The 13,299-nt window shown below is 65.5% G+C and carries 11 protein-coding genes and 2 pseudogenes; 4 read left to right on the plus strand and 9 right to left on the minus strand.

The genetic code is table 11. The features are described 5' to 3' along the window. Nucleotides 1-88 precede the first annotated feature (88 nt). The 7 genes and pseudogenes from ACWEO7_RS35665 to ACWEO7_RS35695 form a co-directional block, all read right to left on the minus strand. Nucleotides 89-1,282 carry an acyl-CoA dehydrogenase family protein gene (locus ACWEO7_RS35665; protein ID WP_452429826.1) on the minus strand — a complete coding sequence of 398 codons (1,194 nt, stop codon included), beginning with the start codon at nucleotides 1,280-1,282 and terminating at the stop codon, nucleotides 89-91. Between the two features lie 22 nt (nucleotides 1,283-1,304). Further along, entirely contained in the window at nucleotides 1,305-1,757 is a 453-nt protein-coding gene (locus tag ACWEO7_RS35670) for a MaoC family dehydratase (RefSeq protein ID WP_452429828.1), read from the minus strand. A 15-nt stretch (nucleotides 1,758-1,772) separates the two neighbouring features. Further along, nucleotides 1,773-2,534 (minus strand): 3-oxoacyl-ACP reductase FabG, encoded by a 762-nt coding sequence (gene fabG / locus ACWEO7_RS35675; RefSeq protein ID WP_452429830.1) that lies wholly within the window; start codon nucleotides 2,532-2,534, stop codon nucleotides 1,773-1,775. 41 nt (nucleotides 2,535-2,575) lie between these two features. Further along, entirely contained in the window at nucleotides 2,576-3,559 is a 984-nt protein-coding gene (locus ACWEO7_RS35680; RefSeq protein ID WP_452429839.1) for an NADPH:quinone oxidoreductase family protein, read from the minus strand. Nucleotides 3,560-3,569: 10 nt separating this feature from the next. Beyond that, nucleotides 3,570-4,325, minus strand: a complete 756-nt coding sequence (locus ACWEO7_RS35685; RefSeq protein WP_452429832.1) for an SDR family oxidoreductase — start codon at nucleotides 4,323-4,325, stop codon at nucleotides 3,570-3,572. Nucleotides 4,326-4,349: 24 nt separating this feature from the next. Beyond that, a pseudogene (locus ACWEO7_RS35690) lies at nucleotides 4,350-5,572 on the minus strand (acetyl-CoA C-acetyltransferase). 567 nt (nucleotides 5,573-6,139) lie between these two features. Further along, nucleotides 6,140-6,643, minus strand: a complete 504-nt coding sequence (locus tag ACWEO7_RS35695) for an SPW repeat protein (RefSeq protein WP_450022182.1) — start codon at nucleotides 6,641-6,643, stop codon at nucleotides 6,140-6,142. 128 nt (nucleotides 6,644-6,771) lie between these two features. Here ACWEO7_RS35695 and ACWEO7_RS35700 point away from each other — a divergent pair, with 128 nt between their 5' ends. The 4 genes and pseudogenes from ACWEO7_RS35700 to ACWEO7_RS35715 form a co-directional block, all read left to right on the plus strand. Then, nucleotides 6,772-7,209, plus strand: a complete 438-nt coding sequence (locus tag ACWEO7_RS35700; RefSeq protein WP_452429833.1) for a MarR family winged helix-turn-helix transcriptional regulator — start codon at nucleotides 6,772-6,774, stop codon at nucleotides 7,207-7,209. A 285-nt stretch (nucleotides 7,210-7,494) separates the two neighbouring features. Further along, nucleotides 7,495-8,337: an ABC transporter permease gene (locus ACWEO7_RS35705; RefSeq protein ID WP_452429834.1), complete on the plus strand. Its 843-nt coding sequence runs from the start codon at nucleotides 7,495-7,497 to the stop codon at nucleotides 8,335-8,337. Then, nucleotides 8,338-9,066, plus strand: coding sequence for an ABC transporter ATP-binding protein (locus ACWEO7_RS35710; RefSeq protein ID WP_452429836.1), 729 nt, complete (start codon nucleotides 8,338-8,340; stop codon nucleotides 9,064-9,066). After that, a pseudogene (locus ACWEO7_RS35715) lies at nucleotides 9,063-9,956 on the plus strand (FAD-dependent oxidoreductase); the annotation flags it as partial. The gene ACWEO7_RS35710 and the pseudogene ACWEO7_RS35715, both read left to right, overlap by 4 nt. A gap of 45 nt (nucleotides 9,957-10,001) precedes the next feature. Here ACWEO7_RS35715 and ACWEO7_RS35720 read toward each other — a convergent pair. Beyond that, on the minus strand, nucleotides 10,002-11,084 hold the full coding sequence (locus ACWEO7_RS35720) for a tyrosine-type recombinase/integrase (RefSeq protein WP_452429840.1): 1,083 nt from the start codon (nucleotides 11,082-11,084) through the stop codon (nucleotides 10,002-10,004). A 1,161-nt stretch (nucleotides 11,085-12,245) separates the two neighbouring features. After that, a complete protein-coding gene (locus ACWEO7_RS35725; protein WP_452429837.1) occupies nucleotides 12,246-13,136 on the minus strand; it encodes a helix-turn-helix domain-containing protein in 891 nt (296 codons plus the stop codon). Nucleotides 13,137-13,299: the final 163 nt, after the last annotated feature.

Consider the following 13,299-nt stretch of genomic DNA (forward strand, 5'->3'; position numbering starts at 1 on the left):
GCCTGACCCGCGGCACCGCCTACAACGAAGAAACCCACGTCAGCAACCGCCAACGCGTACTCGCCGCCTGAGGTTGACAGAAGGTGTCTCATCGGCTCAGGTCCTTCCAGGCGATGTCCTTGTCCGCGCGGGGTTCGCCCGGCAGCCCGAGGACCCGTTCGGCGATGATGTTGCGCAGGATTTCGGAGGTTCCACCCTCGATCGAATTGCCTTTGGCCCGCAGGAAACGGTAACCGGCGCCACGACCGGCGAAATCGACCCGGTCGGGGCGCACCATCGTCCAATCGTCGTATCGCAGGCCGTCTTCACCGTGCAGTTCGACCTCCAATCCGGCAACCTGCTGGTTGACTCGGGCGAACGACAGCTTGACGGCGGAAGTTTCCGGCCCGGGCTGGCCGCCGGCCACCTGCTGACGCAGCCGGGTCGCCGCCAGCCGGGAGACCTCGGCATCCACCCACAATCGCAACAGCCGGTGGTGCAATTCGGGGGTGCGCTTTTCCGGGAATTCGCGCCAGAGGCCGGCGGCGGCGCCCAGCACTCCGCTCTCGCGGGGGAGCGCGCGCCCCCCGATCGAGACGCGCTCATTGTTCAACGTGGTGGTTGCTACTCGCCAGCCTTCTCCTTCCTTGCCGAGCCGGTGCGTGTCGGGGATCCGAACGTCGGTCAGGAAGACTTCGTTGAATTCCGCTTCGCCGGTGATCTGCCGCAGCGGCCGCACCTCGACTCCGGGTGCGGTCATATCGCAGATGAAGTAGGTCAGCCCCGCATGCTTGGGCCGGCTGGGATCGGTGCGTGCCACGAGGATCGCCAATTGCGCCTTGTGCGCGACCGAAGTCCACACTTTCTGCCCGTTGACGACCCAGTCACCGCCGTCACGCACTGCCCTGGTGGCGATCGCGGCCAGGTCCGAGCCTGCCCCCGGTTCACTGAACAGCTGGCACCAGATCTCCTCCCCGCTCCACAGCGGACGCAGGAAGCGCTGCCGTTGTTCCGTCGTGCCGTGGGCGAGGATCGTCGGCGCGGCCATACCCAGACCGATGCCGTTGATCGCCGCGTTGTTGTCCGGAGATCCGGCCTGCTCGAACAGGGCGTCGACGAACGGTTGCAGTTCCCGATCGACGGCCCGGCCACCGAGCCCGATCGGAAAGTGAACCCAGGCCAGGCCCGCGTCGAACCTGGCTCGGTGAAAGGTCACGGCATCGGTGGTGGCCGGATCGTGCTTTTCGAGTACGGCTTCCACCCCGCGCCGCAGATCGTCGCGAACCGCGTCGGGTCGAGTCATCTGTCGTCCTTCTGATCGGCCGTCACGGCACCAGCACCGCGACGGTCTCGGCCACACACGCGGGCTTGTCCGAGCCCTCGAGTTCCACGGTCACTCGGAGCACTGCCTGCGACCCGATCGTGCCCGGCACGAGCGAGACCAGTTCGACACCGGCTCGGACCCGGGATCCGGCCGGGACCGGAGTGGGGAAGCGCACCTTGTTGGTGCCGTAGTTGACACCCATGGACAAGCCCCGCACGGCGTATACCTGACCGGCCAGCATCGGCACCATCGAGAGGGTGAGAAACCCGTGTGCGACGGTGGTGCCGAACGGTCCGGCGGCGGCTTTCGCAGGATCCACATGAATCCATTGGTGATCCCCGGTGGCTTCGGCGAAGCGATCGATCTGTTGCTGGGTCACCGTGTGCCAATCGCTGTATCCGAGGTGGGTGCCGACCGCGGCCTCCAGCTCGGACAGGCCCTGGAATGTCTGCACGACTGTCTCCTTCGTTCAGTTCCGTGGACCGCCGGCCACGTAGATCACCTGGCCGGACACGAAGCCGGCCCCCTCGCTCACCAGGAACGACACGGTGTGCGCGATGTCGGCGGGAGTGCCGGTACGGGCAACGGGAATCTGGGCGGCCATCGCCGCCTTGAGGTCCTCGAAGGAGATGTTCATCCGCGCGGCCGTGGCCGCGGTCATCTCCGTCTCGATGAAACCCGGGGCGACCGCGTTGGCGGTGACGCCGAACTTGCCGAGTTCGAGTGCGAGCGTCTTGGTGAATCCCTGCAGCCCGGCCTTGGCGGCCGCGTAGTTGGCCTGGCCACGGTTGCCGAGCGCCGACGTGCTGGACAGGTTCACGATGCGACCCCACTTCTGCTCGATCATGTGCGCCTGCGCTGCCCGGGCCAGCAGGAACGAACCGCGCAGGTGCACGTTCATGACGGCATCCCAGTCGTCGACACTCATCTTGAACAGCAGATTGTCACGCAGGATCCCGGCGTTGTTGACCAGCACCGTCGGTGCGCCGAGCGCGGCGGCCACGCGATCGACCGCCTGGGTAACCGCGGCCTCGTCGGAAACATCGACACCGACCGCGAGCGCGCGTCCACCGGCTGCCTCGATCTCGTCTACGACCGTCTTGCAGGCGGCCTGGTCCAAGTCGAGCACGGCTACTGCCATACCGTCGGCGGCCAGCCGCCGGGCGACAGCGGCGCCGATTCCGCGAGCCGCGCCGGTGACGACGGCGGTCCGCTGTGTCGGATCGGTCATGAATACTCCTCGAAGATGTGATTGCGGTGGAAATGCTGAGTTCAGGGGGTGTAGACCACGCGACCGACGGTCTTGCCGTCCGCGAGTCGCTGCACGGCGCCGGCGACCTCCTCCAGTCCCAGCCGCGCGCCGACCAGAGGACGGATCGCGCCGTCGGCGGCAAGTGCGGTCAGCGCGCGATGGCATTCGGCGACGGCGCCGGGATCCTGGGTGTTGTACAAACCCCAGTGCAGGCCGAGGATCGAATAGTTCTTGACCAGCGCATGATTCAATGCCGGAGCTTGGATCTGGCCGCCGGCGAATCCGACGACCACGATGCGGCCCTCGAAGGCAACGCATTTCGTGGACCGTTGGTACACCTCGCCGCCGACCGGGTCGTAGATCACGTCGGCGCCACGACCGCCGGTTACGTCCTTCACAACGTCGACGAAGTCCAGCTGATGCCGATCGATGACCACGTCGGCACCCAGATCCTCGGCGTAGGAGGCTTTGTCGGCACCACCGACAACTCCGATCACCCGGGCGCCCGCGGCCTTGCCGAGCTGGATCGTGGCGCTGCCCACGCCACCTGCCGCGGCATGCACCAGGAGGGTCTCGCCCGCGGTCAATCCGGCGCGCCGATGCAATCCGAACCAGCCGGTCTGGTAGCCGATGAAGAGCGAGGCCGCCTCCGCGTCATCCAACGACGGCGGCGCTGGGAAGGTCTGGGCGGCCTCCAGCACGGCGAATTCCGCGAAACCACCGTGCGGCAGCGCCGCGCCTCCGAGCACTCGGTCACCGGCAGCGATCCCGGCCACCTCGGCACCGACCGCCACCACTTCGCCACACAACTCGACGCCGGGCGTGAACGGCAACGGCGGCCGGACCTGATAGAGGCCTCGGCACATCAGTACATCGGGAAAGTTCGCCGCGGCGCCGCGGACCCGCACGACAACCTGGCTCGGGCCGGGCTCCGGAACTTCCACCTCCTCCAGCCGCAGCACCGTGCCCGGTTCGCCCAGCTCATGGACTCGCCACGCGTTCATCCGCGCCATGTCAGATTCCGCCTGTCAGCGTGACGCCGCCGTCCACGACCAGCAATTGCCCCGTCAGCCAGCTCGCGTCGTCGGAGAGCAGAAACGCCACCACGCTGCCGATGTCCTCGGGCACGCCGAGCCGCTTCAGCGGGTACGCCGCGGCGACCTCGTCCTCCCTGCCGTCGTAGAGAGCAGTGGCGAACTTCGTCTTCACCACCGCCGGGGCGACGGCGTTGACCCGTAGGTTCGGGCCGAGTTCGACCGCGAGTTCCTGAGTGATGTGTGTGAGCATCGCCTTGCTCGAACCGTAGAAGCCGATGCCCGGCGCCGGCTTGAGCCCGGCGACCGACGACACGTTCACGATCGCGCCGCCGAAGTCCTTCATCCAAGCCCGGTACGCCTGCTGTACCCACGACAGCGAGGCCAGGCAGTTGACCTCGACTATCTTGCGGGCCACGTCCAACGGCAGATCGACCATCGGCCCGAACGCCGGATTGATGCCGGTGTTGTTGACGAGGAGGTCGGCGCTACCGAACGTGTCGATCGCGCGAGCGACGGTTTCCGCCTGGTGCTCGACGTCATCGGCGCGGCCCGCGACGGCCAGCGCGCGGTCCGGCCCGCCCAGTGCTTCCACCGCTTCGTCGAGCGCGTCCTGTTTGCGGGCGGTGATCACGACTCGCGCCCCCTCGTCCACCAAGCGCTGCGCGATGCCGAGCCCGATGCCCCGGCTCGCGCCGGTGACTATCGCTGTCTTGCCTTCGAATCTGTTCATCATCGAGTCCCTTCGCGGAGTCAGCGGTTACGACAGGCGTTCCAGCACCATCGCCATGCCCTGGCCGCCGCCGACGCACATCGTTTCCAAACCGATCTGCTTGTCGTGGAACTGCAGGGAGTTGATCAGGGTGCTGGTGATGCGGGCGCCGGTCATGCCGAATGGGTGACCCACCGCGATCGAGCCGCCGTTGATGTTGAGCTTGTCGAAGTCGACGCCCAGCTCCCGCGCCGAGGGGATGACCTGGGCGGCGAAGGCTTCGTTGATTTCGACCAGGTCGACGTCGTCGATGGTCATCCCGGCCCGGCCCGGGCCAGCGCCTGCCTGGACGCCTCCACCGGTCCCAGGCCCATGATCTCCGGCGACAGCGCGCTGACTCCGGTCGCGACGATCCGAGCCAGTGGCGTCAGGCCGAGTTCGGCGGCCTTGGTGTCCGACATGATCACGACCGCGGCGGCGCCGTCGTTGAGCGGGCAGCAGTTCGCGGCCGTCACCGTCCCGTCGGGCCGGAACACCGGCTTCAGTTCGGCGACTTTCTCCAGGGTGACTCCGGGCCGCGGGCCATCGTCCTGCGAGACGACACTGCCGTCGGGCAGGGTAACCGCGGTGATGTCGCGCTCCCAGAATCCGTTGGCGAGGGCGGCCTCGGCGAGGTTCTGACTGCGGACACCGAAAGCGTCCTGTTCGGCACGGCTCACACCGCAGAGTTGCGCCACGTTCTCCGCGGTCTGCCCCATCGCGATATAGACGTCCGGCAGGAGATCCTCGGTGCGCGGGTCGGTCCAGATCTCGCCGCCGGCAGCGAATTTCGCCGTCCGGCGCACCGCGTCGGCGAAAACCGGGTTCTCGGTGCCGGGCAGGCCGTCGGCATTGCCCGTGACGTAGCGGCTCACGGTCTCCACGCCGGCGGAGATGAAGACGTCTCCCTCGCCGGCCCGGATGGCGTGCAGCGCCATGCGGGTCGTCTGCAGACTCGACGAGCAGTACCGGTTGACCGTAGTGCCGGGCACCCGATCCAGGCCCGCCAGAACCGCCACGACCCGAGCGAGGTTGAAGCCCGACTCGCCGGCGGGCTGGCCACACCCGAGCATCAAATCATCGATGCCGTTCGGATCGAGGGCCGGCACCTTCGCCAGCGCAGCCCGCACGATCTGCGCCCCCAAGTCGTCGGGCCGCAGATCCCGCAACGAACCCTTGCCGGCGCGACCGATCGGCGAGCGGGCAACAGAGACGATGACGGCTTCGGGCATGACTGTGAACCTTCCAGCAAGTAACTGAGCGCTTGTTAACCTATCGACACCATGCTGGACGGACCGTCGATGGTCAATACGTCACAGCGAATTGGGAATGTGACACAGAGCACAGGCCGGCGCGGTCGCTCAGCAGACGGCTTGCGTCCGACACGGCAGCCGTCATTGGACGAGTACAACGACGATCGAACGGATCGCTTTGTCGGACAACGGATCCCCCGCCCTGTACGGCAGCGGATCCGACGGGACGATTGTGCCTCTGCTGGCCACCACCGAAGAACGCCGCGCCGGCGAGGAAGGGTGGTCGCCACGGCCACGAATCGGTGATCGAGTGGTGGGCGTGAACCGCAAGTGTGCCGACCTGTCCTCCACGGAAGGGAAGTGAGGCATACAAAGCAGGTGGCGAAGCCGCGCATCAACCCGGTGGAGCCGGTGTTGGCGGGGAAGAACAGTGGCCCGCGCTCGCCGAGGGCCTGGACGGGACACGCGTGCCGACCACGGCCGGATCAGCTGGACGCGCGTAGCGCCGAGTTGCTCACTCGGCAGAGCGCTTGGGCACCTGCGTTTTCACCGTGTGGAGGTCTCCGGCCCGAGCCCGGACGGGCGCTGGGTTCGCGTCGCTTCCGCTCGAGGTGCTTGGCCGGTGAGTCCCCCGGTCCTGCGCATTCCGAGGAACATCGAGGCCAGACCGAGCAGCACGGCGACGGCGCCGGCGACGACGTTGTTCCAGATCGTCGATGTGGTATCGACGTTGCCGCTGACGATCCAGGGGGCGACGATCGTCCAGAGGCCGATCAGGGGAGCGGTCCAGACGATGCCGTGCGTCCGGCCGTACACCGAGGCGAACCCGAGTGCGAGCATGGCCAGAGCGATGCCGACGATGAGGTTGTTGCCGGTCAATGTGGAGAGTCCGTTGAACCCGACGACCCAGGGGGAAATCGCGATGTAGAGCCCGGTCAGGAACATCAGGCCGGTGACCGCTTGGGCGTCGGGCGCCTCGGAGGCGCGCTCGTACTTCTCCCGCAATTCCACGATGTCGGGATGCCGGCTCATCATGGTTTCACTACTCATGTTTCCACCACCCTTCGGACGTAGTGGCGAATCGAAGCTCTCCCGAGCCGGGCGGCTCACGATCGGTTCAGGAACGCGACCCGTCCTGATCGCCGCTCACTTATATCATTCCGTGATAATATCACCCCATGATGGAAGGGTCGATGTCCTCATCGGGCCACCTCACCGACCAGGAATACACGCGGCTGCTGGCGTTTCGTACCGTCCTGCGCCAGCTGCTGCGCTGGAGTGAGCGCGGGGCGGCCGAAGTGGGACTCACCGACACCCAGCACCAACTCCTGCTGGCGATCCGAGGGCACTCCCACCCCGGCGGGCCGAGCATCGGGGAGGTCGCCGATTATCTGTCCGCCCGCCACCACAGCGTGGTGCAGCTGATCGATCGCACCGAGCAACTCGGCCTCGTCACTCGGAAACGAGGGCAGGGCACCGACCGTCGCGTCGTACACCTCACACTGACCGAGGCCGGCAAGGAAACGTTGGCCTTGCTCAGCGCCACACATCGGGAAGAACTGGAGCGACTGACCCCCCTCATCGGCGCGCTGGATGATCTCCCCGCCGTAGGGTGAGCGTTGCCCGCTCCGGGGAGGGCCACCGGAGCTGGTGATCACCCCGTGATCCGCTCTGGTGGACAGGGGTGTGCTGAAAAAGCTGCGCCCCTCAGCGGCCGAGCAAAGAGTTTGGCCCGTGCGGATTTTCGCCCGTCCATGCCCGCATCGTGCCTGATGGGGGTGGTGCGGCAGGAGCGGGAGGACCGCGCGCGGGTTCAGGATCGCGCTGATCGCAATCATTCTGTGAACCGCCTGCGCACCTTACTGTTCCGGACAGTACTTCTCGTGTGAGGACCGCGTCAGATGACATTGCAGTTGGATCCGACCACATCCGCGCCACCTTCCGCCCCTGCCGAGGCGGTCACCGAAAGCGCGGCCCCGTTCACCCGCAAGCTGATCGGCCTGGCCAGAGCGTCTTCCGGGCTGATTCTGGCGGTGATCGTCTGGCAGCTGGGCGCCCGATCCTGGCTCGGCACCACCACTCCGGCGCCGACGGAGGTGCTCGAGGCCGGGTGGGAGCTGATCAGGTCGGGCGAGCTGTGGCACCATCTGGCCGCCTCCGGGCGTCGGGTGGCGGTCGGGCTGGCGATCGGCATCGGCATCGGTCTGGTGTGCGGGGTGGCGGCCGGGTTGTTCCGCGTCGCCGAAGATCTGGTCAACGGCCCGCTACAGGCGTTGCGGATGTTGCCGACGCTGGCGCTGGTGCCGGTGTTCATCATCTGGTTCGGCATCGGCGATTCGTTCAAGATCGCGTTGATCATCGTCGCGCCGATCTTCCCGATCTACTTGAACGTGCTGGCCGGAATCCGGGGTGTGGACCGGCGGTTGGTGGAGGCGGCGGAGTCGCTGGGCCTCAACCGGTTCGAGTTGACCACCAAGATCATCCTGCCCGGTGCGTTGCCGCAGATCTTCGTCGGTTTGCGGCAGGCACTGGGCATCGGCTGGCTCACCTTGGTGGTCGCCGAGATGCAGACCACGCCGGTCGGACTCGGGTTCCTGATGAACGATGCCAAGGAGTTCCTGCGGACCGATCAGATTTTCCTGGTCCTGGTGATCTACGCGGTGCTGGGGTTGCTCACCGATCTATTTGTGCGCGTGCTGGAACACCGGTTCCTAGCCTGGCGCACCGGATACGAGGGGAAGTAGATGACCGCCACCATCGCGACCGGTGTCCGTATCCGCGGGGCGGCGCGCGCTTTCGGCGGGCGCACGGTACTGCGCGGGGTCGACTTGGATATCGCGCCGGGGGAGTTCGTCGCCCTGCTCGGCGCCAGCGGGTCCGGTAAGAGCACGCTGCTGCGCGGCATCGGTGGGCTGGACCGTGGTTTCAGTGGGTCGTTCGACGTGCCGGGATCGAAGGCGATCGTGTTCCAGGAGCACCGGTTGATTCCGTGGATCACCGTGTGGCGCAACGTCGTTCTCGGCGTCGACCGGGCCACCAAGGCGCGTGCGTTGACGGCGCTGGAGGAAGTGGGGCTCGTCGCGAAAGCGGATGCGTGGCCCGCGACGTTGTCGGGCGGGGAAGCACAGCGGGTCGCGCTGGCCAGGGCGCTGGTCCGCAATCCGGAACTGCTGCTGCTCGACGAGCCGTTCGGCGCCCTCGACGCGCTGACCCGGTTGAAAGTGCAGGCTCTGGTGGCGCGCCTGTGGACGCTGCACCGGCAGTCGGTGCTGTTGGTGACCCACGACGTGGAGGAGGCGCTGCTGTTGGCCGACCGTGCGCTCGTGCTGCGCGAGGGCCGCATCGCCGAATCCTTCGACATCACCGTCGCCCGCCCGCGTTCGGTGGTCGACCCCGAATTCTCCGCACTCCGGCGCCGGTTGCTGCTCGCACTCGGCGTGAATCCCGAGGCACCGACAGGAGCAGACGTATGAGTGAACCGTTGCAGATCAGTACGGACGTCTTGGTGATCGGCGGCGGACCCGCCGCCTGCTGGGCCGCGATCCATGCCCGCGAGGCCGGCGCCGAGGTGACGTTGGTGGACAAAGGCTACTGCGGGACCAGCGGCGCCACCGCCCCGTCCGGCACCGGTGTGTGGTACGTGGCGCCGGAGGCGACCGCGCGGGCGAACGCGAAGGCCAGCCGGGAAGCGCTGGGTGGGCATCTGGCCGATCACTATTGGATGGATCGGGTGCTGGATCATACCTACGCGAACATGAATCGGCTCGCGGTGGAGGGACGGTATCCGTTCCCCGTGGATCCGGCTACCGGTGAGCAGATCCGCACCGGCGTGCAAGGCCCGGAGTACATGCGCCGGATGCGGGCGTGGGTGAAACGTGCCGGGGTGCGCATCCTGGACCACTCGCCCGCGCTGGAGTTGCTGGTCGACGACGACGGCGTGGTGCGCGGCGCGGCGGGCTACCAGCGCCAGGCCGACCGGGACTACCGCATCGTGGCCGGTGCGGTGGTGCTGGCCACCGGCGGTTGCGCGTTCCTGTCCCGGGCGCTGGGCACGAATGTCGACACCGGTGACGGCGCGCTGATGGCGGCCGAGGTGGGCGCCCGATTCTCGGGGATGGAGTTCTCCAACGCTTATGCGATCGTGCCGAAGGGCTCGACGATCACCAAGACCGCCTACTACGGTTACGCGACGTTCTTCCACGAGGACGGGCGCGTGATCGAGGGCGCGGGCTCGACCAAGGGCCGATCGGTGATCGCGCGGACGCTGTTGCGGGAGAAGGTTTTCGCGCAGCTCGATCGTGCCGACGCGGCGGTGCAGGCGCAGATGCGGCTGGGGCAGCCCAATTTCTTCCTCCAGTTAGAACACCCATTCGCAGCGAAGTCGCCACAAAAGTGGGTTCATAGCGCGTTACCCTACCGTGTCGGTCTCACCGGGCTTGCGCCATCCGTCGGTCGACAGTGGATGTCGCGTGCCGATGGGAAGCAGTGGGTGGGCTTCGCCGGTCAAGGCGACGAGCGCCTCGACCACGTCGAGCAGGCTGGCCTTGGTATAGATGAGGGTCGTAGGGCCCGCCCCCGGCCTGTCTTGGTGGCCGGCGTAGGCGCTGGACACCGCCATTCCGAACTCTCTTTCGACGAAAGTCAGCGTCGTATGGCGGACCCAATGCGCGGAAACTCCAACCGACGATGCCCAAGGAAGGAATTTCCTGATGCGCTCGAAAAGGTTGTCGATGCGGGCTACTCCGACCGGTCTTCCGTCCCGGTATCGGAGGACATGTCGCGTCGCTTCCGCGCCACCACGGGCTTCGATGTGCTCGAGGACCCTTTCCATCAAGGTTGGCGAGACGGGTTGCCATCTGACGGTTCCGCCCTTCTCTCGAAGGCGGACAAGGCAGTCGTGGGAGTTGAGGTCATCGACGGTCAAGCCGAGCAGTCCGCCACGGCGACAAGCCGTTTCGATCAGGATGCGCACGATCAGCGCATCCAGTGGACGATCATTGCCAGTCGTTGCGGCAACACGGCCGATGTCGCGGATATGGTCGAGAGAGAGCGCGTGTCTCGGGCTTCTGGGCTGGCGCGCTCTTCTGACTTTCGCGGCAGGGTTGTCGAGTGGGTGAATCAACCTGTCGAGTTCGGCGTGGCGGTAAAGCTTGCGAATTGCTGATACCAAGCTTCCCGCGGCGCCGACGCCGCCGCGGGAATTCGATCGTCCGGCGGCACCCGCGCGTACCCGGTGTTCGCTGACGAGTTGTTCGATCTCGGTGTACGTCGGCTCGGTTATAGGTCTATCACCCCACCTCTGCTCTAGGACCTTCCAATAGGATCCGTAGTTCTTGAGAGTTTGTTCTGATGCCGAGGCCGAGACCTGTGCAATGTACTGTGCGAAAGTTGGTGCAGGCCCTTGTCGTGTCGACTCGTCGAGCAGGTCTTCGAGTTTCAACCCCAGTCTGGAGATCAAGTGCAGCGCTGTACTGACGTCTTCGAAAGTCATTGAGGCTCCCACGGATTGGGTCGGAATTGTGAGACAGCAGCGGCCACCAGCGGCGTTGTGTACACGACGAGTCGCTGGAGAGTAAGGGACGCTACGAGTAGGAGCCGGTCACCAGGCTGCATGCCACAGGCGTGACGGACGTTCGCCGGAAGGTGGATGTATCCGGTCGGGCCGACAGCCCAGCGACCGTCGTCGGCAGGGTCCACGACTGCGAGTTGGTCTTCGTGCTGGATTGTTACTGGCTGGCCGGGATGCCAGTCGAGCTTCCTGATGGCTGATCTATCGCTGACGCGGCCGCGTTGATCGATGGTCGCTGTTGCACAATGTGCCAGCCCGACTGGTGTCTCGATGATCGTGGTGGGGTAGTGAAAGGGGATGCCGGGAAACTGGACGATCCGCGGACGTGCACTGTAGAGGTCGTCGAAACCCACGACTGATTCATCGCGAGGCCGCAGCATCGGTCGACAATGTCCGGCCGAATTCAATGCTGGTCTTTCGCAATGCGGTGTCCGGGCGGTTGATGGGGCGAGTGCGGGATGCTCTGGCTGTGCTTGGCTCATCGGTCATCACTCGCTGGCGAGCTCGACTCCGTGCCGCACCGGCGCGCCTGGCGGCGCGCTTGGCCGCCGCCATCGCGCATGCGGGGAGGATCGGAGCAGGTTCCGATCGGATGACACTGAGAAGAGGCGAAGGTGGCTGGCGGGTCCAGCAGGGCAGATCCGGGCGTGGACCCGATCTGTTTCCTCTAGCAGTGTGCTGGTCTTCCCGCAACGCGGCCCCATAAGGTGCGCCTGCGATGGCTGCATTCGCGTACGCAAAGTTTCGACCACCTCGATGTCAAAGGCGCAGCGCTATGTCCGTTCGACATGACATGCGTCAGGCTGCTTGAGGGCGTTTGCCGGCAACGACGATTCGCTGTGCTGGTGTTGTCGGGCAACGGCTGATTGCTTCCCAAGCATTCATTCGTGGCGGGTGGGTAGTCAAGACTTTTAGCGTGTACACCGTGGGTGACTTTTTCGATAATCCACCCAGCGTGGGTGTATTTTTCGATCTGTCACGCGAACTCGGCGCGTGACAGAGCCCCCCAAGTAGCGAGTAGGCGACTGGGGGGCGGTTGCCGCGCTGGGTGGCTTCGGCTATGTGGTCATGAATCGAAGGTCCTCAGGCGCGGGCGGTCGGCTGGTGAACGAGCGAGCTAGCGGTGCCTGGTAGGGCATTGCGTCTCGGTGTGGGCTGGTAGAGCGAGTAGGTCTTGAGTTGGCTGGGTGGGAAGTGGGCGTCGGTTTGTCTGGTTTCGTAGATGTCGTATTGGCCGGTTTCGGCGTTGTATATTCCTACGGTTGTGTCGTCGATGATTTCCGGTAGGGGATCGTTTTTCCATAGTCTTGCGAAGTGCGGTGATTTGGCGCAGGCTGCGTAGACTTCAGCGAATCTGGTGGGGTCGGCGAAGGGGCGGAGAATGCGTATGCCGAAGAGTAGCACCTGTATGCGCTCGTATCGCTTTCTGAATCTTTCGGAGTCGGGGTGATTGAGCATCACATCGATGATGTTTACTGCGCGTTTGGAGCCCCGGGGTGCCGGTTGCAGCATGGGGAACACTTCGCACCATTGCTGGTTCGCCCCGCTGGGCGGGATGTCGTAGAGCAGCCCTTGGAAACACGCTGGGCCTTTGTGGTTTTCGAGGTAGGAGATGTCGTCGTCGGTCAACTCCGGCCACTCCTCGGTGGTGACCGGGTAGAGATCCGGGGTGGCCAACGCCCGCATGACGTCCGCGATGTACCAGGGGACGCTCAGTTGCTCGATGAGCAGGTCGATATAGGTGTCGGAGGGTGTGCGTTCGTCGCGGATCCACTTCTGGACGGTGTTGAGAGAGGAATCGAGCAATGCGCCCAGCTGTGTCAGTGTAAGTCCGCGTTCGTTGCCCCGGGGTGAGAGGTGTCGAACCTTCTCTGGCACGACGCTGGTCAATCGAACCCAGTTGATGTACTCACCGAGTGTCGACGGGTTCGGGCCGGTGCCGAGTGGTTCTATTCGCTCGACCAACTTTCTCATTGTTGCCTTCGTCTTTCTGTGGTGTGCTGCCCTCGTCATGTACCTGGTAGCCGCCGAGGCGACTGACTCTGAACCGTCCTGGATCCGGTGGAGACCCGAGTTCAGGCCACCTCGGCCGAGATGGTCTGTTGATGGTAGATGTGTTCGTATTCGACCGGTGGCC

This window comes from Nocardia sp. NPDC004260 (assembly GCF_053603155.1).